Below are 25314 nucleotides of genomic sequence, written 5' to 3' on the forward strand. Positions count from 1 at the left end.
CTCCGTCAAGCCCCCTGAAAATCAGGCCTGTTGGTTTTCCCTAAACAACCTTGACCCCTCAACGCGCGCGAACTTACGTTCGGTTGCCCCTTACTGAACGGAGTGCAGCGTGACGTTACGAACCCAGCACGGCACGGCCCGGCAAGGACTGCGCAGCCGAGTCGCCGCCTCCCTCGCGACCCTCGCCCTGGCGGCCCTCTCCCTCACCGGAGCGGCCTCGACCGCCCCGGCCGCCGCCACGGAACCCCTCGCCGCCACCACGAGAGCGCCCGTCGACCTCCCCGGCGTGAACGGTCTGAGCCGGACCGCCCAGGAACGAGCCGTGGCCGGCTACTGGACCCCCGAGCGCACGGCCGAGGCCCTCCGCAACGGCACGCGTGACGACGGCGCCGGCACCCGGGACGACGGCACCCGCACCGCCGCCCGCGCCGCCGCCACCGCTGACGCGCGGGCCCTGGACGCCGGCCCCGGCCTCGACCCGGTCGGGAAGATCCTCTTCAACTACGCCGGCGGCTCACCCGGCTCCTGCTCGGGCACGGTGGTGAACACCCCGGCCGAGACCCTGGTGATCACCGCGGGCCACTGCCTGTACAGCGACGACGGCTGGCACAAGAACATCGCCTTCGTCCCCGCCTACGACGGCACCGAACCGCTCGGCGTGTTCACCGCCTGGAACATCGCCGTCGACCCCAAGTGGAGCACCGAGGAGGACGAGCGCTACGACTACGGAGTCGTCATCACCCACGACAACGCGGCCGGGGAGACGGCGGCCGACGCGGCGGGCGCCTTCGACGTCGCGATCGACCGGGGCACCGTCAACCCCGTGACCATCGTGGGCTATCCGGCGGTGGACGGGTACGACGGACGGCACCAGGAGTTCTGCGAGAGCATCAGCGAGCCCTCCCTGCCGCCCCGCGACGTGATCACCGCCGACTGCTCGAACATGCGGCAGGGCGCGAGCGGCGGGCCCTGGCTGATCGACTACGACCCGGCGGAGGAGATCGGCGACATCTACGGCGTCAACGGCCAGGCCAACGAGGTACTCGTCACCACCTGCAAGTTCACCCAGCGCACCCTGGACTTCGTCGTGCTGATGGACCAGCTCGCCGCCGCCCGGCCCTAGGGTGCTTCCGTCGCGACGCCGCGGAGGTCCGTCGAGAGGACCTCGGCGATGCCTCAGCCGGGTCCAGGGCTGTCCGGTGACGGCACGGAAGGAGCAGCCACATGACCTCCACGCCGCCCCCGGACGAGCCCTCCGACCGGCCCGAGCGGGGCAGGAAGCCCCGGTGGAAGCGGGAGGGCCGGCCCCGGCCCGAGGGCCGGCCCGGCGACCTGTCGGAGTACTGGACGCGGGAACGCGTCGCCCGGGCCCGCCCGCCCCGCACACCCCGGCACCCGCCCGTCCGCCACGCGGACTTCCCACGCGACACCCCGTACCTCCTCGACCCGGCGGCACCGGACCCGTTCCCGCGGGTCCCCCGGCACGGCCGCCCGGTCTGCTGGCTGCTGCCGGCGGACCGGCCGAGCCCGGCGGCCGTACGCCACGGCCTGCGCCGGCTGCTCGCCGCCGAGCTGGGCGAGGACGGCGCAGGCGGGGCCGGGGACCCGGCCGGTCCGACGGACGCCGCGGCGGACCCGGAGCCCTGCCCGGCGTGCGGGCTCCTGCACGGCCTCGTCGCCGGGCACGGGCCGCGACGGGTCCACCTCGGGTACGCGCGGGAGCCCGGGGCGGTGCTGTTCGCCCTGTCCGACACCCCGGTCGGCGTCGCCCTGGTGACGTCCGCCGACGCGGAGGACGAGGACGCGCTGCGCGCCGCCCGACTGGCGGCCCGCCGGCTCGCCCTGGAACGGGCGGCCGAGCGGGGCCGGTGCGGGCCGGGCCGCCCCGGCCGGCCGGCCCACGACCTGGCCTACGTCGCCGTACCGCCGCCGCTGGTCGGGTGCGTGGTCTGGCAGGAGGCGCGGCCGCGGGAGGCGCCGGTCCCGCCCCGCCCCGGCCCCACCCCACGCGCGCCGCGATGAGCCGCCCGCACGCAGGGGACGCCGTGCGGGTGGTGTCCACCTCCACGTCGTGGACGACGCCCCGGTGGACCGGCTCGGCCTGGGCAGCGGCCGTCCCGGCGTCCCGGCGGACGCCACCGGCCCACAGCCCGTGGAGGCCGTCAGGACCCCGGCCTCCCGAACGTTTCCGCGAGCTCACCCGATCCGTTGAAGTCTTCCCCAACAGGCAACCTCAGTAAGGGTTTTACTCCTCTCCCAGGGTGCTCACAGTCATTGTCCGACGCCTCTGACCAAGGCACTCGCAGACGAGGAACCGATGACCAGTCAGCAACACCGCAGGGGAGCAAGGCGCGCGGCGTTCGCCACGGGGGCCGCACTCGCCGTCGTCGCCGTCACCGGGGCCGCCCCCGGCGTCGGCGCCGCCCCGACGTCCAAGCCCTCGAAACCGCAGCTGAAGCTGATCGCCGCGACGCAGTCCGTGACGCTCGACCGCTGGTCGGGGGAGCCCGGGGTCTACCTCGACCTCGGCACCTACCTCACCGTCGACGGGGCACCGCTGGAGTTCCGGGTGACGCGCGCGTCGTACAAGGACCCCGTCGTCGCCCGGCAGATCCTGCGCGACGGCCGGAGGACCACGTCCCGCACCCTGCCCGCGGGCCTGGTGAAGGACTTCAAGGGACTGCCCGGCTTCCTGCAGGTGTCCGTCACGGACGCCGCCGGAAAGGAGGTCGTGAAGACCGCGGGCACCTTCTGCCCGAACAACGCCGCCGGCCGGCTGCGCCCCGACGCGCCGGCCACCTCGCACTACCCGGAGAGCTGCCCGGAGAACCCGTTCACCCTCGGCTCGGTGTGGGGCGTGGAGAAGGGCTGGGCGGCCCGCACCGGCACCGTCGACTACGAGAACCCGGTGGACCTGCCCGCGGGCGAGTACACCGCCAAGGTGTCCGTCGCCAAGAAGTACCGGGACCTGTTCGGCATCCCCGACGACCGGCCCACCATCAAGGTCACCGTCCGCGACGTCGGCGACGGGGACACCGGCGGGGGCAGCGAGGAGGGCGGCACGGCCCCGCTGCGCTCCGCCGCCCGCGCGGACCACGGCGACGCCTCGCACGGCGCACCGCGGGCCGCCGCCCGGCGGCCCTCCGGCCCCGCCCGCGTCCCGGCGAACACCCCCAGGCCGGACCTGCGGTCCCTGCCCGCCTGGGGCATCGCGATCACCGACGGGGAGGACGGCGACGCGCCGGGCCGGGACTACCTCGCCTTCAGCGCGACGGTGTGGAACGCCGGCCCCTCCCCGCTCGTCGTGGACGGCTTCCGCAAGCCCGGCCAGGACCTGATGGACGCCTACCAGTACTTCTACGACGGCAAGGGCAAGCAGGTCGGCTACACGCCCACCGGCACCATGGAGTGGGACGCCCGCGACGGGCACGAGCACTGGCACTTCACCGACTTCGCCGTCTACCGGCTGCTCAGCGAGGACCGCACCAAGGAGGTGCGCAGCGGCAAGGAGGCGTTCTGCCTGGCCAACACCGACGCCGTCGACTACACGGTGAAGAACGCCAACTGGCGCCCGTACAACACCGATCTGTCGACGGCCTGCGGCGAGCAGAACACGATCTCCGTGCGGGAGGTCCTCGACGTCGGCTCCGGTGACACCTACAGCCAGTACCGGCCCGGCCAGTCCTTCGACATCACGGACCTGCCGAACGGCACGTACTACATCCAGGTGACCGCCAACCCGGAGAAGCGCCTGCACGAGGCGAACCTGAAGAACAACGTCTCCCTGCGCAAGGTGGTCCTGGGCGGCACGCCCGGCGCCCGCACGGTGCAGGTCCCGCCGTACGACCTGGTCGACGCGCCGTAGGCGCCGGCCGGTCCGTCACCCGCCCACCCGGACGTCCTTGCGCCGCAGCCACGGCAGCGGCGCCACCGAGGACCCCAGGTACGGGGTGACGCGCACCTCGAAGTGCAGGTGCGGGCCGGTCACGTTGCCGGTGGCGCCGGACAGCCCCAGCCGCTGTCCGGCGCGCACCCGCCGGCCCACGCGGACGTCGATGCGGGACAGGTGGGCGTACTGCGTGAAGTAGCCGTCGCGGTGGCGGACGAGGACCTGGTTGCCGAAGCCGTCGCCGCACGTCGCCGCCCGCACGGTGCCCGGCCCGACGGCGTGCACGGGGGTGCCGGAGTTCACCGCGAAGTCCTGGCCGGTGTGCCGGTGCTTCCACCGGCCGCCCTTCTCGGCGTACCCGGCGGTCAGCCGGTAGCCCCTCACCGGCGCCCGCCAGGAGGCGTCCGAGCGGCCCGACGAGGGCCGGGACCGGCCGGTGGGGCAGTGGCCGGCCCGTCCGTACCGGTCGACGGCGACCGGGTCGCCGCGGTGCCGCTGCACCGCCCACAGCGCGTCCCACAGGCGGGCGCGGATCTCCTTGCGACGCCGTTCGGCGGCCCGCACCTTCTCCTTCGGTGCGCCCGACTCCCGCAGGCGGTCGACGCGTTCGCGCGCCCGTTCGTGCTCGCCGACGGTCCGGGCGGCCGGGCCGGCCGCTCCGACGGCACCCGCCGCACCGGCCGGGCCGCCGGCCACGACGGGGGCGGCGGCGAGGATCACCGACAGCGCGGTGACGGCGACCGTGCGGGGGACTCGGCGGTACGTGCGGTGTTCTCGTCGCATCCTGGGATCATCGGACCGGATGCCGTGCGCACCCGCCCGCCGTCCGCCCACACGCCGGAGATTCCTCCGGGCGGCGCAGCCGTCGGCGCGCCCCGGCGCGCTCCGGGCGGAGGGCCGGCCCGCGAGGTGGCCCGTACGGGTGCGTGGACATGCGGGCGGGCGGGCAGCGGCTTTGACTGGAGACGGCGTGCACACGTCCGGCACGTATCCGACTCTGGAGGCACACCATGCCCGCTCACCGGTCACGCCGGGCCGCGGTCGCTGCCTGTGCGGTGGCGCTCGTCGTCCTCACCGGCTGCTCCGACGACGACAACCAGTCCGACGGGCCGCAGCAGGCGGCCTCCGCCGCGGCCTCCCTGGCCTCGAAGGCGGCGTCGGCGCTGGCGTCGGCGACAGCGGAGGCGGGGCAGCGGTTCGACGAGATCAAGGGCGGTATCGACGTCAAGGACGACGTCCGGCTCGGCGAGGTGACGACCGAGGACGACGGGCACGCGCGGGTGCCCGTGTCCGCCGAGAACACGACCGACGGCGCCAAGACCATCGCCGTCCAGGTCAACTTCACCGACGCCTCGGGGTCCTGGCTGGACACGGTCGTCGTCACCCTCTCCGACGTCGGCGCCGGCGACACGGCCGACGCCACCGCCCGCAGCCACCGCGACCTCAGCGGCGAGAACGGCGTGAAGGCGACCGTGGAGCGGGCCGTCCGTTACTGACGGCCAACCGGACCGCGAGGTTCCCACCCCGGCGGCGCAGGCCCTGAGCGGCCGGCGCAAGTTGACAGGCACATGCACGGGCACAACCATGTGGCCCACACTGTTGCACATTTGACCAATGGGCCCGGTGTTTCTTCTGATCTGACCAATCAGCCCTGGCATTCCTGGCATTGCCAAGATGGGATCCGCATGTCCATAGCGAGACGTGTCACCATGCGACGCCTTCTCGGGGTGAGCGCCGCGTCACTCACCCTGTGCGCCGCCTCCGTCGCCGCCGCCTCCGGAGCCTGGGCCTCCAGCGGGCCCGGCGGGGAGGGCTGGAAGTCCGGCGACGCCTACCGGCCGGGAACGGGAGCGGGCACCGAGACGGGCACCGACCGCTGCCAGTTCTCACTCGACGGCACGCACTTCTTCGACTCCGTCCGCGTCGACGACCAGAACCTGAAGCCGACCTCCGACGGCAAGGTCCACGTGACCGTCCGCGCCGCCGACAAAGCCACCACCTGCACCGCCTCGCTGGCCTCCTACCTGGCCCACGGCGCGGACTTCAAGACCTCCGGCGAGCAGGTGTTCGTCGACTTCGACACGGTGACGGTCGAGCCCGGCGCGACCGGCACCCTCGACATCGCGGTGCCGGACGCCGGCTGCTACGCGCAGATCGACCTGTACCGGGGCGCGGTCAAGTTCGACGGCCGGCACGACGCGAAGGACGGTTACGAGCACGGCGACCTGCCCAAGGGCCCGGACCGCCCGGTCATCAAGGACAAGCTGATCGCGGCCTGGAACGGCGGCACGAAGGACTGCACCGCCGAGCAGCCGCCCACCGAGCCCGAGCAGCCGCCCGCCGAGCCCGAGCAGCCCCCGGCCGAGCCCGAGCAGCCGCCCGCCGACGACAAGCCGTCCGGCACCCCCTCCGAGTCGGCGCCGGCGCCCACCCCCAGCGCCTCCGAGTCCACGCCGGCCCCCGCCCCCACCCCCAACGGCGGCGGCGGGGACCTCGCCGAGACCGGCGGCGGCGACCACACCGCGTTCATCGCGGGCGGTGCCGCCGTCCTCGTCGCGGGCGGCGCGGCCATCGTCGTCGCGACGCGCCGCCGCCGCGCGGCCGGCGCGTAACCCCACCGCGCGACGGACGGTCGCGATCCCGGCGGGCGCCCTCGGCAAAGGGCGCCCGCCGGCTCGTCCGGGACGGCACCCGGCCGTTGCACGAGCGGCCCGACGGCGGTCCCCGGTCGTCCACCCCCACCGTGAACACCGGCCTCTTCCTTTAGCCTTGGGCCCGACGGGGGCTGAGCGGGGAGATCGACATGCAGGCACTGGAACCGGACGATCCGCGCGGCATCGGCTCGTACCGGCTGCTGGGCAGGCTCGGCGCGGGCAGTATGGGCCGGGTCTATCTGGGGCGCAGCGCGGGCGGGCGGACGGTCGCGGTCAAGCTCGTCCATCCGCACTTCGCGCTCGACCGCGAGTTCCGGGCCAGGTTCCGGCGCGAGGTGGAGGCGGCGCGGCGGGTGGGCGGCGAGTGGACCGCCCCGGTGCTGGACGCCGATCCGGACGCCGCGCAGCCGTGGGTGGCGACCGGCTACGTCGCGGGGCCGGCCCTGGCCGACGCGGTCGCCGAGCACGGTCCGCTGCCCGTCCGTTCGGTACGGCTGCTGGGCCGGGGGCTGGCGCAGGCGCTGACGGCGGTGCACGCCGAGGGACTCGTCCACCGGGACGTGAAGCCGTCCAACGTGCTGCTGACCGTCGAAGGGCCCCGGCTGATCGATTTCGGCATCGTTCGAGCCACCGACGGCACCGCCTCCCTCACCGCGACCGGCGCGTCGGTCGGCTCACCCGGCTACATGGCACCCGAGCAGATCCTCGGTGAACGGGTCACCGGTTCCGCGGACGTCTTCTCCCTCGGGGCGACCCTGGCCTACGCCGCGACCGGCGCGGCGCCATTCCCGGGCGACTCCTCCGCCGCGCTGCTCTACAAGGTCGTACACGAGGAGCCCGAACTGGGTTCGCTCGGAGGCGAGTTGCGGGAGCTGGTGGCCGCCTGCCTGGCCAAGGACCCGGCAGCGCGGCCCACTCCCGCCGACATCGCCACGACCCTCTCTGAGGGAACCGGGGCCGGTGGCGGATGGCTGCCGACACCGGTGGTCGAACAGATCGGCCAGGCGGCCGTCGCGCTGCTGCACCTGGAGTCCTCGCCCCCGGCGCACGCGCCCGAGCCCGGTCCGTCGGGTCCGGTCGCGTTCAGCAGCCCCGCCGTCGGCGTCTTCGGCCCGCCGCCCGAGGAGGGCGCGTCCGCGCCGGGCACCGCCCTGCTCCAGCCGTCGGGGCAGGACCCCACCCGGGCGGAGTCCCCCCGCGCAGTGCCGCCCGGGTACGCCGCCGGCGCACCCCAGGCGCCGGCCGCACCGCCTGCCCCGAGCGGCGGCGCCGAGCAGGGGCGCACCGTGCCCGCCGCCGACGCCGGGTGGGGGCCGCCCTCGCCGCACGGCACCCGGTCCGGCCCGCAGCCCGGGACGCGGCCCACGCAGCCACTCCACCCGCCCTTCGCCTCCGCCCCCTCGCACCCGTCCGGTCCGTACGGCGACGGCGTCACGGCCGGCGCGCCGCGGCCCGGCCGCCGCACGAGCCGCACCGTCGCGGTGGCGGTGACCGCCGCCGTCGCCGCCGCCGTGCTGACGGTCACCGGCGTTCTCCTCCTCGACCGGTGGCCCGGACAGGGCGGCGACGCCGGGGACGGCCCCGACGCGTCGCGGTCGTCCTCGTCCGACGACGGCGCGGACGGCTCGCGCGCGCAGCCGTCCCCGCCCGGCACCGGCGCCACCACCTCACCCACCGCCGCCGCCGAACGAGCCGTCACGGTCCCACAGGCCTTCATCGGGACCTGGGCGGGCGACGTCGAGGAGCCCAACGCCTTCTCCGAGCACGTCCTCACCGTCGAGTTCACGGGCGGGAAGCGGAACGAGGAGGTCGCCCGCTCCACCGACCACCTCGCCCTGACCACGGTCGACGTGAAGTGCCACGCCCTCGGCACCCTCGTGTCGGCCACCGACACCTCCATCCGCGTCCGGGAGCGCGTCGACCCCTACCACCCGAGTTCGCCGGGCCAGTGCCTGACGAGCGACGTCGTATGGCTGTTCACGCTTCAGGAGGACGGCACCCTGCGCTACGAACCGGAGGGCGCCGCCCCCGGGCGCCGGGCGGGAACGCTCTCCAGAACGGACCGCTGACGCCGGGCACCGCCCCTCCGCGGAGGCCGGCCTACGGCCCGTAGCCCCCGACCGTGGCCACGTACAGCTCCGCCCAGCGGTCCGCGTCCACGTCCGACGCCACGTCCAGCAGGGCCTGTTCGCGGCCGTCGCCGTGGATCTCGGCCTCACCGGGGTGGCGCCGGCGGTCGACGACGGTCTGGCCGCGGGTGGGTCCGGTCGACAGCGAGACCTCGACGGGCAGCAGGCGGGTGGTGAGCCCGGCCGGGTCGGCGACCGCGCAGACCGCGCCCGCGTCGCCGATGCACCGGCCGGAGTCGTCGGCGTCCGCTCCGGCCGGGCGGTGCAGCAGGAGCCGTCCGGCCAGCCGGGCGCCGGGTTCCGGGCTGCCGTACAGGCGCCGCGCCTGTGCGTCGCTCACCACGACCCGCCGGAACACGTCGAGCGCGTACATCGTGGTCGGCACCCCCGCCCCGAGCAGCACGGCAGCCGCCTCGGGGTCGTGCCACACGTTGAACTCGGCGACCGGCGTGGCGTTCCCGCAGGCGACCGCGCCGCCCATGAACACGATCCGCTCGATGTTGCGGACCACCTCCGGGTGGGTGCGCAGCAGCAGGGCGATGTTGGTGAGCGGTGCCGTCGGGATCAGGGTCACCGGGCGCGGCGCGGCGAGGATCTCCCGCCGCAGGAGTGCCACGGCGTCCACGTCGACGGGGCGGCGGCTCGGCGCGGGCAGCCCGAGGTCGCCCATCCCGTCCAGGCCGTGCCAGGGGGCGACCCGGGGCACCTCCAGCAGCGGCCGCTCGGCTCCCCGCGCGACCGGGATCGCGGGAGCCCCGGCCTGCTCCAGCACGGTCAGCGTGTTGCGGACCACCCCGTCCACACCCGTGTTCCCGGCGACACAGGTCACCGCCCGCAGCTCCAGCCCCGGATGCCGCACGGCGAACAGCAGCGCCAGCGCGTCGTCGACACCGGTGTCACAGTCCATGATCACGGGGGTGGGCAGGTCGTCGGCCATGGGAAGCTCCTTCCGCCGGCCGCGAGCCTAGAACCCCCGGCCCTCACTCCCACAGCGCGTCCCCGCGCGCGGCGACCCGTTCCTCGATACGGCCCAGCAGTTCCCCGGTCGGCAGCACCCCGGGCCGGCGGCCGTCCCGCAGCCGTACGTCGGCCAGGCCGGCCGCCGCCTCCCGCTCCCCGACGACCGCGACGTAGGGCACCAGCCGGGCCGCGCGCACCCGCGCCCCGAGGCTGCCGCCGTCGGCCGGGAACAGCCGCGCCCGCAGCCCCGCCGCCTCGGCGCGCTGCACCAGCTCCCGCGCCCGCTCGTCCTGAGCGCCGGTCACCGGCAGGACCGCCAGCCGCAAGGGCGCCAGCCAGACCGGGAACGCCCCGCCGTGCCGCTCGATCAGGTGCGCGACCGCCCGCTCCACGCTGCCGACGACGCTGCGGTGCACCATCACCGGCCGGTGCTTCGCGCCGTCCGCCCCGACGTAGTGCAGGTCGAACCGCTCCGGCTGGTGGAAGTCGATCTGCACGGTCGACAGGGTCGACTCGCGGCCCGCCGCGTCCGCGATCTGGACGTCGATCTTCGGACCGTAGAACGCGGCCTCGCCCGCCGCCTCCTCGTACGGCACGCCGGACGCGTCCAGCACCTCCCGGAGCAGAGCGGTCGCCCGCCGCCACAGCGCCGGGTCGGCGACGTACTTGCCGCCCTCGCCCGGCAGCGACAGCCGGTGCCGTACCGCGCGGATGCCGAGGTCGGCGTAGGCGCGGGCGATCAGCCGCAGTGCGGCGCCGGCCTCCTCGGCCGCCTGGTCGAGGGTGCAGAAGACGTGCGCGTCGTTGAGGTGGATGGCCCGTACCCGGGTCAGACCGCCGAGCACCCCGGACAGCTCCGCGCGGTACATCCCGCCCAGCTCGGCCAGGCGCAGCGGCAGTTCGCGGTGACTGTGGGGCCGGGAACGGTAGATCAGCGCGTGGTGGGGGCACAGGCTGGGGCGCAGGACGACCTGGTCGCTCCCGCCGAGGTCCATCGGCGGGAACATGTCGTCGCGGTAGTGGTCCCAGTGGCCGGAGAGCTCGTACAGCTCCCGTTTGCCGAGGACCGGGGAGTGGACGTGCCGGTAGCCCGCCTCGCGTTCGACGCGGCGGACGTACTCCTCCAGTTCGTGCCGGACGATCGCGCCGTCGGGCAGCCAGTAGGGGAGGCCGGCACCCATCAGGGGGTCGGTGTCGAAGAGATCGAGTTCGCGGCCGAGACGGCGGTGGTCGTGCATGGTCCCTCCAGGGATCGGGGGGGAGGGCACCGGGGGTGGGGGCGGGAACGCCGAAGCCCCGGGGCACCCGCCCCGGGGCTTCGGTCTGCGCGTTCAGGTGTCAGCGCGCCGCCGGGGTGGTGTCGTCCGGCGTCGTCGTGAGTGACGGGTTGGCGCGCTTCATGAGGGGACCGTAGCGCCGGCGGCGAGCGCGGCGCGAGGGGTTTTGCGGGGGCGGGCGGTAGCGGTGGGCGGGGCCGCGGGCCGCTTACCCCATACGGACCGCAGCGGTGGTGAGGGGGCGGCGGGGGTGGTGCCGTGGGAGGGGGCGCCCCCGCCGGGGAGACCCCCGCACCCCGTCGAGACGCGCCCCCGCGCCGGAGCCCTCACCCGCACCCGCGAGAGCCCCCGCCCGGGAGCCTGACCGCACCCCGCCGTGGAGAGCCCCCCGGCCCCACGGCCCCCGCCAGGAGGCAGCCCCGATGATCCCCCGGATTCTCGACCGTCGTCAGCTGCTGCGCCCCGCCGTCCTGATCGGAACCGGTGCGCTCATCGTCGGCGGGTGCGCGGGGCTGGGCCTGGAGCATCCGGCGACCGCGCCCCCGCCGACCCCGACGGTGGAGTCGTCGTCGCCCGCGCCGCAGGCGAGCGCGGGCAGTGCGCGGGGCGGTCTCACCGACGCCCAGGCGCACGCGGCGCTGATCACCGTGTCCGACCTGGGGGCGCCCTGGGCCCCGACGCGCGGCGCGGCCACCTGGCGGGACGGCCTGCTGAAGGCCACCACCCCGGTCGCCGAGTGCCGACGACTGCTGGACGCGCTGTACACCGACGAGTTGCTGGGCGGCCCCGCCCGCGCGGACATCGCGCTCGACAACGCCGACACCGGTGCCCAGCTGCGCTTCCAGATCGGCGGGCAGAAGCCGCAGGACGTGGACCGGACGCTGGCCTGGCTGGCGACGATGCCGCAGACGTGCGCCCGGTTCACGGCGACCGCGCCGGGCGGCACGGTGCAGGACGTCCGGGTCGAGGCGGCGGCGCTGCCGGAGGTGGGGGACGCGCGTCAGGGGCTGCGCGTCCGGCTGGAGAGCGTGCCGGAGGAGAGCGAGGGCGACGGGGACGCAGAGCCGGTCACCCTCACCCTCGACGTCGCGGCCGTACGGGTCGGCGAGGACGCGTTCGCCCTCACCAACGGGGGGCTCGGCGACGTTCCGAACGAGGCGACCCAGGCGGCCGTCCAGCTCGGGGCGCTCCGCCTCGCGGACGTCCGCAAGCAGGGCCGGGTCGAGGTGTGACGCCCCGGCCTTCCGGGAGGCCCGGGCGCCTCACAAGGCCCGGTGCCTCACGGGACCATGCGCTCCACCGCGTCCTTGGCCTCCTTCAGGCCGGCGTCCGTCAGTTTGCGGTACAGCTTGATCGCCTCGATCTGCCTGCCGTCCCTCGCCAGCGCGGCCACCTCGTCGAGGCGGGGCACCGCTTCCAGCCCGAGGTGCCCGAGCATCAGGTCGATCTTGCGCTCGACGCGGGCCAGGCGGCGCTCGACACGGGCGGCGCGGAAGTCGTTGGCGGTGTAGAGCAGCAGGCCGATGATGACGATCGCGGTTATTTCCATGGCCGTTGATCCTACGGAGGCCGCTCCGGCCGGGCCGGCCCGGCGCGCCCCGGCGCCTCACTCTCCGTACAGGTCGTAGGGGGTCCGGCGTCGGCTCACCACCTCGTGCGCCAGGTCCCGCACCGTCCGCCCCTGGACGAAGGCGCGGGCCCGCAGCCGCACCAGGGCCTCGTCGGCGTCGACGCGCAGCTGGGCCATGACCATGCCGACGGCCTGGTTCATCTCCGCGTGGTCGGCGGCCGACGGGCCGGGCCACAGGCGTGCGCCGTCGGCGTGCCGGGCCAGGGAGAGGAGGACGTCCACGGTGGCGGCGGCCACCGTGTGCGCCACCCGCAGATCACCGCGGGTCAGCGCCCCCGGGACCTCGCAGTACAGGTCGAGCGTTCCCACGCACGGCGTCCGCGACCCCGCTCCCAGGGGCAGGGCGTGAATCGCCCGGATACCGGCCGCCGCCGCCTGCGGGGCGAACAAGGGCCAGCGGGAGGCGTCCCACCCGCCCGTCAGCTCCGTCGCGTGGACCGGCGCGCCGATCGCCGCGGCCCGTACGCACGGGCCCTCGCCGAGGGTGACCTGAACCGCCATCAGCCACTCGGCCCGGGCGTCGCTCGCGCCCAGCAGGAGGGGGACGCCGTCCGCGCTCAGCGCGGTACTCGCGCCGCCGACCGGCAGCAGCCGCACCGCCACGGCGCACAACCGCGCCGGCTCCTCGCCCGGCTCCGCGCCGCGCAGTTCGTCGGCGATGACCTCGCTCACGCGGTCCTGGTCGCGCACGCGCATCACCTCCGGGCGATCGTCGTCCCGGCCCCCGTCCGCGTCTCCGGCTGCCGACCCGCTCTCTACGCGCGCCGCGTACCCCCGTGACCGGCGGTGAAAACGCGACGCGGGCCGGTCAGAGGGGCGGCTGGGCCGGGGACGGGCCCAGGGTCGTGGTGCCCGGCGCGGTGCGGTGGCCGAGCCCGGTGCGGTAGGCGTCGAGGGCGGCCTCGGGGCGGCCGGTGCGCCGCAGCAGGTCACCGAGGAGACGGCACAGGTCGGCGAGGTCACCGGCCGCCCCGGCCCGTTCCAGCAGGCTCAGGGCGCGGACGTAGTGCTCCTCGGCGGCCTCGGTGTCGCGGGCGTCCTCGGCGATGATCCCGAGCAGCCGGTGCGCCGCGGCGGAGTGCACGGCGCCGCGCTCGGAGGTGAGCTGCCCGAGCACCTGCCGCAGGAGGTCCGCGGCCTCCCCCGACCTGCCGCGCCGGTGCAGCACGTCGGCCAGCTCGACGGCGACCTGACTGCTGTACAGCGCCGCCCCCTGCGCGTCCAGCATGGCCTGCGCCTGCCGCAGCTCGGCCTCGGCCTGCCCCAGCTGCCGGTCCTGCGCGTAGACGTACCCGCGCATCCAGTGGCAGTTGGCCAGCTCGGTGCGCAGCTGCAGCTGGCGGTACAGCTCGCTCGCCTTGGCGAGGGAGACGTCGGCCTCGGCGAGCCGGCCCTCGGCGAGCAGGGTGCGGGCGACGGAGCGGTGCATCCGGGCCACCAGGGCGGGGTCCTGGACCCGCGGTGCCAGGGCGAGCGCGAACTCGGCGGCCTGGGCGGCGCGGGCGTGCGCCCCCATGTCCATGTAGGGCCCGATGGCGGAGGCGTACAGCAGCAGCAGCGCGTCGGGGTCGTGCAGACCGCCCCGGTTCAGCTCGTCGAGCGTGGACTCCAGCAGGTACACCGCGTACCGCAGCTCACCCGCGAGGTAGTGGCAGACGGCCCGGCCGCGCAGCGCGGGCACCCGGGCGGGCAGCGGCGCCTCGGCCAGCGCGGCCTCGGCGCGTTCGAAGTGGTCACGGGCGGCTTCGAGGTCGCCGGTGGCGATGCCGCACTCCCCGAGCCCCAGCAGCGCCTCGGCCCGCTCCTCGGCGAGCCCGTGTCCCTCGGCCTCGGTGTGCAGCGCCGTGTACCGCCGGGCCGCCTCCTCCGCCTCGCCGGTGGCGAGGGACTGCCGGGCCTCGGTGAGGCGCAGCCGCAGATCGGTGACGAGGCGGGCGGAGCGGCCGGTCGCCAGTTCCTCGAAGTCCACGCCGAGCCGCTCGGCGATGTGGCGCAGCGCCTCGTCGGAGGGCCGCACCCGGCCGGCCTCCAGCGTGGACACGTAGGCCGGTGTGTAGGCCGGCTCGGCGAGCTGCCGCTGGGTGAGCCCCCGCCCGATCCGTAACCGCTGCACCCGACGCCCGATGACCTCGGGATCGTCCCGCTCTCCCACAGCCCGACTCACCCCAACCCCCCATGGGACTCTTGCCGTTCGGCTCGCACAGCCCCTAGGTTAAACGCTGTATTAACCGTGCTTAACACGGTGCTGTAACAGCTGGGCACCGTGTGCCCGCCGATGTCCCTGTCCCTCCGGCCCCCGGGCCGCCGGATTCGTCGACGTTGCGAGGTCGTCGTGCACGAACGCGCTTCCAACCGCCTCGCCAGAGGCCTGGCCGCGGCCCTCGTAGCGGTGACGACGCTCCTCCTGGCGGCCAACGCCGGCCCGGCCGAGGGCGACCCCGCACCGGCCCACGAGCCCCTCACCCGTCAGGCCCCGGCGCAGCCGTCGCCGCTGGCGGAGTGACCCGGGCGCCGTCGCGTCCGTCGCCCACCGGCTCACCCGCTGACGTCGAGCGCCGTGCCGTACAGCCGGTCCACCGTCAGCCGGATCACCACGCGGCGCTCGGCGACCAGCTGCCGCAGGAAGCCGTCCTCGTCCTGCGGCCTCGCCTCCGGCGGAACCATCCCGAGCAGTTCCCGCCCGACCGCGTCGCCGGCGACCGCCGTCACCTCGGACACCTCTGCCTCCCCCTCGGCCACGGCGAACGACCACACGTCACCTCCCTGCACGTGCAGCGCCGCGCGCGGGTCGCGCCGCAGGTGCGCCGCCTTGGCCCGGCCCGCCGTGGTCGAGAACCGCACGACGCGGGCCGCCGGGTCCCAGCTGTACAGCATGGTGGTCAGATGCGGGTGGCCACTGCGCCTGACGGTGGCGAGCGTGCCGAACCGCTGCCCGCCGAGCAGGTCGGAGAGGGCTTCGTCGGACAGGAGGCGAGGTGCTGGTCCTTGGGTCATGACTGGCCCAACCGCCTTTCCCGGCACGTTATTTCAGCGCGGCGGCGAGGACGGGTGAGGGCGGGCGAGCTCTCTCCTCCCGGCTACGCCTGCGTCTGCAACTGCCGCAACTGGCGGCGTACGTGGTCCAGTGCCCCCTGGCGGCGCCCGGGTACCCGGCCGCGCAGGTCGGCCAGGGCGGGGCCCAGCGCGCGGGCACGGGCGGGGTCGGGTATGCGGCCCCACTGGTGGTGGGCCCGGTCGACGGCCGCCTCCACGGGGGGCGCGTCGGCGGGCTGGCCGGCGGTCAGGCGGGCGTCCGCGACCGCGAGCCAGGTGCGGCAGCTGCGTTCGGCGTCGCCCGCGAACATCGCCAGGTCGGCGCGGACCTCCATCCAGTGCAGCGCCTCGTCCGAGCCGGGGCCGCCGGCGGTCAGCGCGGCCTGTTCCCGGCGGGCGGCCAGCGCGTCGGCCTCGGTGTGCCGGCCCGCCTGCACGGCGGCGGCGATGGCCGCGTGCGGGTCCGGGCACCCGGCCTCCGCCTCGGGCCCGGGCTCCCCGGCCGCCGCGACCCCCGCGGGTCGCGCGACGGCCTGGCCGTGCGGGTGGGCGGGGGCCGTCGCCGCCGCGGCGGGCGGGACTACGGTCCGCCGCACCGGGTGTCCGAGGGCGTGACCCGCCGGTACGCCCCCGGACGGGACCACCGGTACGCCCCCGGACGGGCCCGCCCCGGGCATCCCGCCGGCGCCGCCCGCCGTCAGCACCAGGTCGCCCACCTCTCCCTCGCCCGCGATGCGGCTGAGGGCCAGCTGGTGGAGCTGGTCCAGCGGGGGCCGCACGCCGCTGCGCAGGATCGTCGCGACGGTCCGCATGTACGTCGGGGCGGCGACCGCCCGCCGGCCCGGGGGCGGCGCGATCCGGCCGTAGAGGGCGATGTGGTGGCCGCAGTCGGGGGTGTGGCCGCGCAGCCACGCCCAGCTCTCCGGGTCGGCGTGGAGGTCGACGACGACGGCGGTGGTGCCGGGCGCGCGCAGCCGCAGTTCCTCCCGGAGCCACTGCCAGGGCAGGGCGGTGTACCGGACGGACGCCGGGGTGGTGCGGGCCAGCGCCAGGTGGGGCTGGTGGGCGCGGCGGTCGAGCTGGAGCTGCCCGGTGATGAAGAGGGTCAGCGGACCGGGTGCGGTCGCCGCGGCGCGCAGCCGGGTCAGGACGGCCTGCGGTTCCAGGGGGTCGGCCAGTTCGACGACGTTCGCGGTGTCGGTGCCGGCCAGCACCCCGGGCGGCACCGCCGCGAGCACGGGCAGCACCGACGCGGCGTCCACCAGGCGGCCCTTGCCGACCGGCGAGGCCGCGAGCAGCAACACGGCTCCGGGCACGGTTCCCTGCCCCATGGCTCCTCCCCCCTGTGGATCACGTACGCCAGCACCGTAACCTCTGCGGCTGCGAAGAGGGGCCTCCGGACCGCCAACGGCCACCCGTGAGGGGGTGACACGTCCTCGGCGCCCGGCGGAGTCGGCCCTGCCCCGCGGAGTCGGCCCCGCCCCGCGGAGTCACGGTCGGCCCCGCGGAGTCACGGTCGCCGCCGCGGACTCTGGGTCAGCCCCGCCCCGACCGCCGCACCGCGAAGATCGTCGTGTCGTCGCCCAGCCTGCCGCCGCAGTGCCGCAGCGTGCCGTCGCGGACGAGCGCGACCAGCCGGGACGGCTCGGCGAGGCCGGGGTCGCGGCCGGTGGCGCGGGCCAGTTCCTCGGCCAGGGGGTAGAAGGCGCCGTCCGCGTCGCGGGCCTCGGTCACCCCGTCGGTGAACAGCAGCAGGGTCTCGTCGGGCGCGACGGGCACCCGCCGTACGCGGAACCGCTCCGCGCCGCGCGTCAGTCCGCCGAGACCGATGGGGAGGCGGTCGCCCAGGGGCAGCGGTCGTACGCCGGTGGGGCCGACGACGAGTGGCGGTTCATGGCCGAAGTCGACCACCTCGACGACGTCGGCGGTGTCGCCCGCCCCCGGACCGGCCGGCGGGAACCCCAGCAGGACGGCCGTCGCGAACCGGTCGTCGTCCTCGCGGGCCAGCGCCTCGATGTGCCGCTGATGCCGCCGCATCCGGGTCTCCAGCCGGTCGGCGACCGTGGCGAGGTCGCGCTCGTGGTACGCGGCCTCGCGGAACGTGCCGAGCAGCGCCGCCGCCGTCTCGACCGCGCCGAGCCCCTTGCCCTGGACGTCACCGAGGAGGACGCGGGTGCCGTGGGGGCCGGGCTGGATGTCGTAGAAGTCGCCGCCGACCCGGGCGTCCGCGTCGGCGGCGAGGTAGACGGCCGCGTGCTCCAGACCGCCCCAGGGCGACGGCAGCGGACGCAGCACGGTCCGCCGCGTCGTGTCGGCGATGTCCATCATGTGCAGCATCCGCTGCTCGCCGCGCAGCCGCACCTCACAGGCCAGGACGGACAGCACACCGCCGACCGCGACCAGCGCGAAGTCGCCCGGCCCCGACCGGTACTCCTCGGGCAGGGCCGTGTCGATGCCGAGGAAGGCCGCGAGGGACAGCACGGCGAACGCGGCCGTCGTCCACACCCCGCACAGCGCGGCGGCGATGGCGGAGACGAACACGCACCAGGAGACCATCCGGAAGTTGCCGGTGGTGCTGAAGTCGGCGACGGTGATGGCGACGAGCAGGAGCAGCGGCACCACCCAGGTGACACTGCGGCCCCGGAACCGCAGCAGCTGCTGGCGGCGCAGTACCTCGCGGCGCCGCGGTCGCTGAGGGCGCACCCCGATCGCGTCGACGGTGCGGGCGCCGACCTGTCGTCCGTCGCCTGTCACCAGCCGCAGCCCTCCCGTCTCACCGAGCGCAGCCCTCCGTGCACCGTGGCCTTCGGCTCCCTGCCCAGCGAAGCACGGGGTACGGGGGGCCGCATCCGGGCACCCGACTTGCCTCCGGCCCCGCCCCGGTGTGCTCTGGAAGGCGGGGACGAGGAGACGGAGAGAGGAGCGCGCCATGGCTCATGCGGCACCCGCCCCGGGCAGGCCCCCCGCCCGGACCGGCCGGCCCGGCCCGCCCGCCCGGCGTTCCGGGACCCCCGATGTCTTCGACGAGCGTGTCCACCGCGTCGCGTGGTGGGTGAGCGCCGTCGCGCTCGGACTGATCTACGGGTACTGGGCGGCCGCCAACCGCCGTTCCGGTGGGCCCATCACCGGCTGGAACCTGCTGTTCGGTTTCGTCACCGCGGCCGTGTTCATGCTGCTGTTCCTGGCGGTGCACGTGGTCGCGCCGCGGCTGAGGCGGGAGCTGCACGCCCTGCTGTGGACGGCGTTCACGGGATGCGCGTTCGGGTTCCTCTACAGCCAGAGCGGGGCGAGCGTGCTGCGCTCGGCGGTGATGTCCCTGGCGGTGGCGGCGGCGGCCTTCGCGGTGATGTTCTACCGGTACTACACGCACGAGGACGCGGAGGGCCACCGCATCCGCTGACCCGGCAGGCCGGAGCGCGGTCTACGCCTCCGGGCCCGCGCCCCCTGTGCTGCCTCGCCGCGGCTACGCGTCCACGCGCCGCAGGAAGTCCGCCAGCACCGCGTCGAACGCCTGCGGTCGCTCCAGGTTCGGCAGGTGGGCGCAGCCCGGCAGGACGGCCAGGGTGGAGTCGGGGAGGGCGGCGTGCATGGCCCGCGCGTCCGCGACCGGCGTGTACGCGTCGTCCTCGCCGACCACCACCAGGGCGGGGCAGCGGACGCGGGTGAGCAGGGCGCGGTAGTCGGGGCGGTCGGCGCGGCCGCGCAGGGCGGCGGCCGCGCCCTCGGGGTCGGTGGCGGTCATCATGCGGTGGACGTGCGCCTTGACGTGGGGTTCCGCGTACGGGGCGACCATCTTCTCCAGGACCTCGTCGGCGTAGCCGCGCATGCCTTCGGCGAGCAGCCGGTCGGCCGTGGCGTTGCGGGCCGCCTTGCCGCCGCCGGTCTCGGCCGCCGGGAAGGTGTCCGCGAGGACCAGGCCCCGGACACGGTCGCCGAAGCGGGCGTAGCACTCCATGGCGATCTGGCCGCCCATGGACAGGCCGGCCAGCACGAACGTCTCCACCTTGAGGTGGTCCAGCAGTTCCTCGATGTCCTCGGCGAACCGCGACAGCGGGACCCGGCCCGGTGTGACGGGGGAGGCCCCGTAGCCGCGCAGGTCGGGCGCGACGACCCGGCGCTGCGGGGCGAACGTCTCGATCTGCGGGGTCCACATGGTGCGGTCGAAGGGGTGACCGTGGACGAGGACGAGGGGACTGCGAGGAGCGCGAGGGGTGAGGGGGGCGCGGGCGCCGCGCCCGGTATCCGCACCTCTGTCCTCGTATGCGAGGAAGGGGGTCATGGCGCCGACCCTAGGACGCGGCCCTTGCTCGGTGCAATAGAATCTTTGCCCTCGGTGCAATCCAGGGGGGGCAAGGCATGAGCGACTACCGGCGCATCGCCGACCGCATCGCACAGGACATCGCCGACGGGCGACTCCGGGCCGGCCAACGCCTGCCGCCGCAACGGCAGTTCGCGCGACGCCACCACATCGCGCCGTCCACCGCCGGCCGGGTGTACGCCGAACTGGTGCGGCGCGGACTGGTGGTGGGCGAGGTCGGGCGGGGCACCTTCGTACGGGCCACGCCCGAGACGCCTCCCGGGCGGGCCCTGGTCGAGGCGACCGGCACCGCGGCACCCGTGAACCTGGAGCTCAACTACCCGCTCGTGCCGGGCCAGTCGGAACTGCTCGCCCCCGCGCTGGCGCCGCTGCTGCGCCCGGACGCCCTCGGCGAGGCCCTGCGACCCGCCGCCGCGACCGGCACCGCGGCGGCCCGCGAGGCGGCGGCGGACCTGCTCGCCGTACCCGGCTGGCGACCGCGGCCCGAGCAGCTCCTGTTCACCGGCAACACCCGGCAGTCCATCGCCGCAGCCCTGGCCTCGCTGGTCCGGCCGGGCGGCCGGGTCGGGGTCGAAGAACTGACGTATCCGCTGGTCAAGGAGATAGCCGCGCGGCTTGCGATCAGGCTGGTGCCGCTCGCGGGCGATGCGGAGGGGGTACGGCCGGACGCCGTCGCCGACGCCCATCGCGCGGGCCCGCTGTCCGCGCTCTACCTCCAGCCGGCCCTGCACAACCCGACGACGCGCGCGACCGGCGCCGCCCGGCTGCGGGAAGTCGCCGACCTGATGGGCCGGTTGTCGCTTCCCGCCGTCGAGGACCGCGTCTGGTCCTTCCTCCGCCCGGACGCGGTGCCGCTCGCCGCCCACGCGCCGGCGCTCACCCATGTCGTCGACGGGCTGTCCAAGCGGGTCGCGCCCGGACTGAGCGCGGGCTTCGTCGTCGTACCACCGGACCGGGTGGAGGCGGTGGCCCACGCGGTGCGGTCCGGGGGGTGGGGCGCGGGACGGTTCGCGCTGGAGGCGGCGGTGCGGTGGGCCGGCGACGGGACCGTGGCCCGGCTGGTCGCGGCGAAACGGGCGGACGCCGGGGTGCGCCAGACGTGGACGCGTGACCTGCTCGGCGCGTACGGTGCCCGGACCGACCCGGGGGCGTACTTCGCCTGGTGGGAGCTGCCGGCGCCGTGGCGGGCGGACACCTTCACCGCGGCGGCCGCCGCCCACGGCATCGCCGTGACCCCCGGCACGGCGTTCCCCGTCGACCCGCACCGCACCCCCGACGCGGTCAGACTCGGCCTGGCGTCGGCCCCGCCGGAGCGTCTGACCTGGGCGCTCCGTACGCTCGCCGACATCGTGCGGGGAACGTCCCCCGAGGCCGGCGCCTGACCCGACACCCAACACCGCGGCGCACGCCACCTCGGGCGCCCACATCGGGCACCCCACCGCGGGCACCCCACCGTGAAAACCCACCGTGAAACCCACCACGCGCGAGCGCCTCACCCCAGCCGCGACCCCGCGACCCCTCGACCCCGAGGCCCCTCGGCTCCCCCCACGACACACCGCGACCCCGCCCGCGCCCGGCCCCGCCCCCCCGGGTCAGACCCGCGTCCGCGCCGCCGCGCCCGGAGGGGACGCCGCGTGTGCCGCTCGGCGGCGTCGGGTGCGGGCCAGGACCCGGGGGCGGCGGCTGAGCCAGGTGGCCGCCGCCGCGGTGAGGCCGAGGGCCAGCAGGAGCCAGGACGCGGCGCGCAGGGTCCCGGTGAGGGCGTCGTAGACGGCCGCGGCGGCGGGCCGGTGGGCGGGGTCGGCGAGGTCGGACAGGGTGAGGTGGCGGCCGACGGCCACCGCAAGGCCCAGGAGCGCGCCGCCCAGCGCGGTGCCGAGGGCGGTCGCGGTCACCGCGCGGCGGCGCCGCACGGCGAGCGCGATACCGGCCGCGGCGAGCGCGACGGCGGCCACGGGAAGCCAGAGTCCGGCGAGGTCCAGCACGTGATAACCCTTCCGCAGGGCCGCCAGCTCCCGGGCGTCCAGCACCGCGACGGGGCGGTGTTCGACGGGGACACGGGCAGCGAACGGGACGTTCTCGTCGGCGAGTTGACGTTGCAACGGGGAGGTGACGGCGGCCAGGTCGACGGTGACCGGGCCGGAGCGGCCGTCGTCGTGCAGGGCGGACATCACCGCGGTGTGGGTGGCCGCGTTCCCGGCGTCCCACGCGGCACGGAAGGCGCGGGTCGCGGTGAAGGAGTGCGCGGCGTCCTCGGCGAACGCCGGTGTCAGGCCGGTCTCCCGGGCGATACCGTCCCCGACCGTGGCCGCCACGGCGTCCCGGATCGCCGGGTCGTCGGCCAGCGGGCCCATCGCGGTGACGTACCGGTGTGTGTCCGTCAGGCCGTACGCCGCCCAGGCCGCCAGCGTGCCGAACGGCAGCAGCAGGCAGGCCAGGGCGATCAGGACGGCCGACAGGCCGGTCCGCAGACGGTGCGACACGGTTCCAGGCAAGGCCGCGGGCGGGGCGGGCGCGAGCGGGGTGGGCCGTACGGGTGAGAACCGCTCCGGGTACACCGCGGGGGCCGTCCCCGACGCCGCCCGGACGTGGGGATTCCGTCCTCCGGTGGAGAGTTCACCCGAACGGGTGTTTCCTGGAGATCGGGGAGAAGGAGGCCGATTCATGCGCACCACTCCGGCCCTGCGGATCCTGGCCGCGGCCCTGCTCACCGGGGGCACCTTCGCCGTCGCGGCGGCGGGCACCCCGGCGTCGGCAGCCCCGCCGACCTACGCCGAAGGACTCGGTGGCGGCGGGCTCGGCGGCCAGACCGCCGACCATGGCAAGCGGCCCGTCCGGGGCACCGTCGTATCCCGCACCCCTCTCAACGTGCGGCAGGCACCCACCACCCACTCACCCGTCGTCGACAGGCTCGCGCCCGGCAGTCAGGACCGTGTGCAGTGCATGGTCCGCGGACAGAGCGTGAACGGCAACCCGTACTGGTACTGGCTCGTCCACACCCGGGCGTGGGCCAGCGCCGAGTTCATCGACACCCACGGCACCTGGGTCCCGGCCTGCGCCGACCCGTGCCCGCGGTGGAAGGACGGTCACTGGACCAACTGGGACGACGACTGGGCCGACACCGCCTGGGGCGCCTCGGTCACCGTCTCGCTCACCATCTCGGGCCGCCTCCACGGCACTTCCTGAGCCTCATCGGAATCCGGGGCGGCCGACCCCGGCGGTCCGGTGAGCGGAGGGATGAGGGAAGCGAGGGCCCCGGCGGGCCCGACCCGCCGGGGCCCTCGCACGCCGGCGTCGGACACCGGTGCCGCGCGGGTCGGCGACAACGGGTGTTCCTCGGCCAGGTCCGTCACCGCTCCCCGGCGCAGGGAAACCCTGGTCGATGCCGACTCGGGGCAGGGCAGGGCCGGAAGGTGCAGCCGTTTCGACATGGCGAAGGACGGGACCCTCAGCCCGTCGCCCTGACGTTCGCCTGACGTTCGCGGATACGCGCGCGCGGGCGCGGCTCAGCCCTTGACCGCCGAACTCGCCACGCCCTGGACGAACCAGCGCTGGAAGAAGGCGAAGACGATCAGTACGGGCAGGACCAGCAGCACGCCGAAGGCGAGGATCTGGCCCCAGTCCGGCGGCTGCTGGCCCTGGAAAACGCTCATCTCCAGGGGGAGCGGGCGCACCGACGGGTCGGAGACCATCAGGACCGGCCAGAGGAACGATCCCCACTGGATGAGGAAGGTGAGGATCGCGACCGAGGCGAACACCGGCCTGGACATCGGCACGATGATGGCGAAGAAGGTGCGCCACGGCCCGGCCCCGTCCAGCCGGGCCGCCTCCTCGATGCTCGGCGGGATCTTCCGGAAGAACGTGTGGAACTGGTAGATGGCGAAGGCGTTCGCGACGAACGGCACCGCCTGGATCCACAGCGTGTTGCGCTGGCCGTTGAACATGTAGAACAGCGGCACCGCCACCGACTCGAACGGGATCAGCATCAGCAGCAGGACCAGCGTGAACACCGCGTTCTGGCCGCGCCACCGGAGCCGCGTCAGGCCGTACGCGGCCATGGAGTTGACGAACAGTCCGCCGGTCACCACCACGAACGCCAGCAGCACCGAGACGCCCATGAACTGCCAGAAGTGGCCGGTGCTGTCGGAGCTGAGGCTGTCGAGGACGGCCGTGTAGTTGTCGAACGACAGATGGGTGGGCGCGAATCCGGACAGCCCGCCGAGCACCTCGTCGGACGGCTTGAGGCTGCCGAGGAAGAGATAGAGGGCGGGGAGGGCGAAGAGGAGCGCCAGGCCGCTCAGGACGGTGTAGTCGAGGACGCGGCGGACGGGTGTGCGGGTCATGGCCATGGTGCGGTCGGCCCTCCCTAGGAGTCGTTGTCGGGCCGGACGACACGGCGCTGGACGATCGTCAGGACGAGGACGATCAGGAAGAACACCACCGTGATCGCGGAGGCCTGTCCGATGTTGTTCTGGTCGAAGGCCGTGGTGACGGCCTGGTACATCACGGTGCGCGTGGCGTTCTCGTCCAGACCGCCGCCGCGGATGAGGATGTACACCTGGTCGAAGATCCGGAAGGACAGCACCGAGGTGAGCATCGCGACGAACACCAGCGTGCCGCGGATGCCGGGCAGGGTGACGTGCCGGAACCGCTGCCAGCGGGAGGCCCGGTCCAGCTCGGCGGCCTCGTAGAGCTCCTCCGGTATCTGCTGGAGCCCGGCCAGCAGGATGACCATCTGGAAGCCGACGCCCTGCCACACCGACAGCACGATGATCGAGGCCATGGCGGTGGCGCCGTCGCCCAGCCAGTCGAAGGCGCCCCAGTTCCCGAAACTCACCGCGTCCAGCGCGGAGTTGAGCATGCCCTGGTCGCTGCGGGCGAGGATCAGCCGCCACACCACGGCGACCAGCGCCATCGGGAAGACGACCGGCATGAAGAAGAGCGACCGGAACAGCCCGATGGCCTTCAGCTTGCGGTTGAGCAGGATCGCCAGACCCAGCGCCAGCGCCGTCTGCAGGGGTACGACGACCGCGGCGAAGGTCAGGTTGTTCAGCAGCGCCCGCAGGAACGGGCCGGACAGGTCGGGGTCGGTGAACAGCCGCCGGTAGTGCTCGACGCCGAAGAAGGCGGGCTCCAGGGGGGAGCCGAGGCGGACGTTGTAGAAGGAGAGCACGACGGCGTAGCCGAACGGGATGCCGACGAAGGCGAGCAGCCCGACGACGGCCGGGGCTGCCATCAGCAGCCCGTGCAGCCGGTCGCGGTTCCCGCGCGGCCGGCGTGCGGAGTGCGCGGGGGACGTGCGGGACGCCGGGGTCTGGCGGGCGGTCTGCGCCCGGCCTGGGGCCGCGCCGTGCGCGGGTTCCACGGTTCTCACGGGGAGGGTCCTCTTCCCGGCGGGGCGGACGCGGCCGGCTCTGCGCCGCC

At 75.2% G+C, this 25314-nt stretch carries 24 protein-coding genes and 1 pseudogene; 11 read left to right on the forward strand and 14 right to left on the reverse strand.

Features of this window, described 5'->3' with window-relative positions; genetic code table 11:
- Positions 1 to 109: 109 nt before the first annotated feature.
- Both AC3ET3_RS00135 and AC3ET3_RS00140 read left to right on the forward strand, forming a co-directional pair.
- Positions 110 to 1123 (forward strand): trypsin-like serine peptidase, encoded by a 1014-nt coding sequence (locus AC3ET3_RS00135; RefSeq protein ID WP_432133658.1) that lies wholly within the window; start codon positions 110 to 112, stop codon positions 1121 to 1123.
- Between the two features lie 101 nt (positions 1124 to 1224).
- The gene (locus AC3ET3_RS00140; protein ID WP_435611400.1) at positions 1225 to 2022 is read left to right on the forward strand and encodes a hypothetical protein; all 798 of its coding nucleotides are present in this window, start codon (positions 1225 to 1227) and stop codon (positions 2020 to 2022) included.
- Positions 2023 to 2062: 40 nt separating this feature from the next.
- Here the strand turns inward: AC3ET3_RS00140 and AC3ET3_RS00145 are convergent.
- A pseudogene (locus AC3ET3_RS00145) lies at positions 2063 to 2200 on the reverse strand (hypothetical protein); the annotation flags it as partial.
- Between the two features lie 117 nt (positions 2201 to 2317).
- On the opposite strand from AC3ET3_RS00145, the gene AC3ET3_RS00150 reads away from it, so the two are divergent.
- Positions 2318 to 3865, forward strand: a complete 1548-nt coding sequence (locus AC3ET3_RS00150; protein WP_432157493.1) for a lysyl oxidase family protein — start codon at positions 2318 to 2320, stop codon at positions 3863 to 3865.
- Between the two features lie 15 nt (positions 3866 to 3880).
- Here the strand turns inward: AC3ET3_RS00150 and AC3ET3_RS00155 are convergent, their stop codons facing one another.
- Positions 3881 to 4672, reverse strand: coding sequence for a M23 family metallopeptidase (locus AC3ET3_RS00155; protein ID WP_435611401.1), 792 nt, complete (start codon positions 4670 to 4672; stop codon positions 3881 to 3883).
- Positions 4673 to 4899: 227 nt separating this feature from the next.
- Between AC3ET3_RS00155 and AC3ET3_RS00160 the strand changes: the two genes are divergently transcribed.
- From AC3ET3_RS00160 to AC3ET3_RS00170, 3 genes are all read left to right on the forward strand, one after another.
- The gene (locus AC3ET3_RS00160) at positions 4900 to 5385 is read left to right on the forward strand and encodes a hypothetical protein (protein ID WP_432133654.1); all 486 of its coding nucleotides are present in this window, start codon (positions 4900 to 4902) and stop codon (positions 5383 to 5385) included.
- A 189-nt stretch (positions 5386 to 5574) separates the two neighbouring features.
- A complete protein-coding gene (locus AC3ET3_RS00165) occupies positions 5575 to 6501 on the forward strand; it encodes an LAETG motif-containing sortase-dependent surface protein (protein ID WP_435611402.1) in 927 nt (308 codons plus the stop codon).
- Between the two features lie 191 nt (positions 6502 to 6692).
- Entirely contained in the window at positions 6693 to 8612 is a 1920-nt protein-coding gene (locus tag AC3ET3_RS00170; RefSeq protein ID WP_435611403.1) for a serine/threonine-protein kinase, read from the forward strand.
- 31 nt (positions 8613 to 8643) lie between these two features.
- Here the strand turns inward: AC3ET3_RS00170 and AC3ET3_RS00175 are convergent, their stop codons facing one another.
- Both AC3ET3_RS00175 and thrS read right to left on the reverse strand, forming a co-directional pair.
- The gene (locus tag AC3ET3_RS00175) at positions 8644 to 9609 is read right to left on the reverse strand and encodes a nucleoside hydrolase (protein WP_432133651.1); all 966 of its coding nucleotides are present in this window, start codon (positions 9607 to 9609) and stop codon (positions 8644 to 8646) included.
- A 43-nt stretch (positions 9610 to 9652) separates the two neighbouring features.
- Complete coding sequence (gene thrS, locus AC3ET3_RS00180) at positions 9653 to 10870, reverse strand: threonine--tRNA ligase (protein WP_432133650.1); 1218 nt, start codon at positions 10868 to 10870, stop codon at positions 9653 to 9655.
- 461 nt (positions 10871 to 11331) lie between these two features.
- On the opposite strand from thrS, the gene AC3ET3_RS00185 reads away from it, so the two are divergent.
- Entirely contained in the window at positions 11332 to 12141 is an 810-nt protein-coding gene (locus tag AC3ET3_RS00185; RefSeq protein WP_432157490.1) for a hypothetical protein, read from the forward strand.
- A gap of 47 nt (positions 12142 to 12188) precedes the next feature.
- Here the strand turns inward: AC3ET3_RS00185 and AC3ET3_RS00190 are convergent, their stop codons facing one another.
- The 3 genes from AC3ET3_RS00190 to AC3ET3_RS00200 all read right to left on the reverse strand — a co-directional run bounded on the left by AC3ET3_RS00190 (position 12189) and on the right by AC3ET3_RS00200 (position 14691).
- Positions 12189 to 12458, reverse strand: coding sequence for a ribosomal protein L7/L12 (locus AC3ET3_RS00190; protein ID WP_432157489.1), 270 nt, complete (start codon positions 12456 to 12458; stop codon positions 12189 to 12191).
- A gap of 57 nt (positions 12459 to 12515) precedes the next feature.
- Positions 12516 to 13235 (reverse strand): GAF and ANTAR domain-containing protein, encoded by a 720-nt coding sequence (locus AC3ET3_RS00195; RefSeq protein ID WP_432133647.1) that lies wholly within the window; start codon positions 13233 to 13235, stop codon positions 12516 to 12518.
- Between the two features lie 112 nt (positions 13236 to 13347).
- A complete protein-coding gene (locus AC3ET3_RS00200; RefSeq protein WP_435611404.1) occupies positions 13348 to 14691 on the reverse strand; it encodes a tetratricopeptide repeat protein in 1344 nt (447 codons plus the stop codon).
- Between the two features lie 180 nt (positions 14692 to 14871).
- Here AC3ET3_RS00200 and AC3ET3_RS00205 point away from each other — a divergent pair, with 180 nt between their 5' ends.
- Positions 14872 to 15042 carry a hypothetical protein gene (locus tag AC3ET3_RS00205; RefSeq protein ID WP_432133646.1) on the forward strand — a complete coding sequence of 57 codons (171 nt, stop codon included), beginning with the start codon at positions 14872 to 14874 and terminating at the stop codon, positions 15040 to 15042.
- A gap of 32 nt (positions 15043 to 15074) precedes the next feature.
- On the opposite strand, the gene AC3ET3_RS00210 is transcribed toward AC3ET3_RS00205, so the two are convergent.
- From AC3ET3_RS00210 to AC3ET3_RS00220, 3 genes are all read right to left on the reverse strand, one after another.
- Positions 15075 to 15533: a PPOX class F420-dependent oxidoreductase gene (locus AC3ET3_RS00210; protein ID WP_432133645.1), complete on the reverse strand. Its 459-nt coding sequence runs from the start codon at positions 15531 to 15533 to the stop codon at positions 15075 to 15077.
- Positions 15534 to 15616: 83 nt separating this feature from the next.
- The gene (locus AC3ET3_RS00215; RefSeq protein ID WP_435611502.1) at positions 15617 to 16888 is read right to left on the reverse strand and encodes a hypothetical protein; all 1272 of its coding nucleotides are present in this window, start codon (positions 16886 to 16888) and stop codon (positions 15617 to 15619) included.
- Positions 16889 to 17108: 220 nt separating this feature from the next.
- Positions 17109 to 18281: a PP2C family protein-serine/threonine phosphatase gene (locus AC3ET3_RS00220; RefSeq protein ID WP_432133731.1), complete on the reverse strand. Its 1173-nt coding sequence runs from the start codon at positions 18279 to 18281 to the stop codon at positions 17109 to 17111.
- A 220-nt stretch (positions 18282 to 18501) separates the two neighbouring features.
- Between AC3ET3_RS00220 and AC3ET3_RS00225 the strand changes: the two genes are divergently transcribed.
- Positions 18502 to 18972 carry a hypothetical protein gene (locus AC3ET3_RS00225; protein ID WP_432133644.1) on the forward strand — a complete coding sequence of 157 codons (471 nt, stop codon included), beginning with the start codon at positions 18502 to 18504 and terminating at the stop codon, positions 18970 to 18972.
- Positions 18973 to 19035: 63 nt separating this feature from the next.
- Here the strand turns inward: AC3ET3_RS00225 and AC3ET3_RS00230 are convergent, their stop codons facing one another.
- Positions 19036 to 19851, reverse strand: coding sequence for an alpha/beta fold hydrolase (locus AC3ET3_RS00230; protein ID WP_432133643.1), 816 nt, complete (start codon positions 19849 to 19851; stop codon positions 19036 to 19038).
- Positions 19852 to 19928: 77 nt separating this feature from the next.
- Between AC3ET3_RS00230 and AC3ET3_RS00235 the strand changes: the two genes are divergently transcribed.
- On the forward strand, positions 19929 to 21272 hold the full coding sequence (locus AC3ET3_RS00235) for an aminotransferase-like domain-containing protein (RefSeq protein ID WP_435611405.1): 1344 nt from the start codon (positions 19929 to 19931) through the stop codon (positions 21270 to 21272).
- Between the two features lie 210 nt (positions 21273 to 21482).
- Here the strand turns inward: AC3ET3_RS00235 and AC3ET3_RS00240 are convergent, their stop codons facing one another.
- Positions 21483 to 22373: a hypothetical protein gene (locus AC3ET3_RS00240; protein ID WP_432133641.1), complete on the reverse strand. Its 891-nt coding sequence runs from the start codon at positions 22371 to 22373 to the stop codon at positions 21483 to 21485.
- 181 nt (positions 22374 to 22554) lie between these two features.
- Between AC3ET3_RS00240 and AC3ET3_RS00245 the strand changes: the two genes are divergently transcribed.
- Positions 22555 to 23076: an SH3 domain-containing protein gene (locus tag AC3ET3_RS00245; protein WP_432133640.1), complete on the forward strand. Its 522-nt coding sequence runs from the start codon at positions 22555 to 22557 to the stop codon at positions 23074 to 23076.
- Positions 23077 to 23396: 320 nt separating this feature from the next.
- On the opposite strand, the gene AC3ET3_RS00250 is transcribed toward AC3ET3_RS00245, so the two are convergent.
- Positions 23397 to 24239, reverse strand: a complete 843-nt coding sequence (locus tag AC3ET3_RS00250; protein WP_432133639.1) for a carbohydrate ABC transporter permease — start codon at positions 24237 to 24239, stop codon at positions 23397 to 23399.
- A 17-nt stretch (positions 24240 to 24256) separates the two neighbouring features.
- A complete protein-coding gene (locus AC3ET3_RS00255) occupies positions 24257 to 25264 on the reverse strand; it encodes a carbohydrate ABC transporter permease (protein WP_432133638.1) in 1008 nt (335 codons plus the stop codon).
- Between the last annotated feature and the right edge of the window lie 50 nt (positions 25265 to 25314).

The organism is Streptomyces sp. bgisy159 (genome assembly GCF_057707805.1).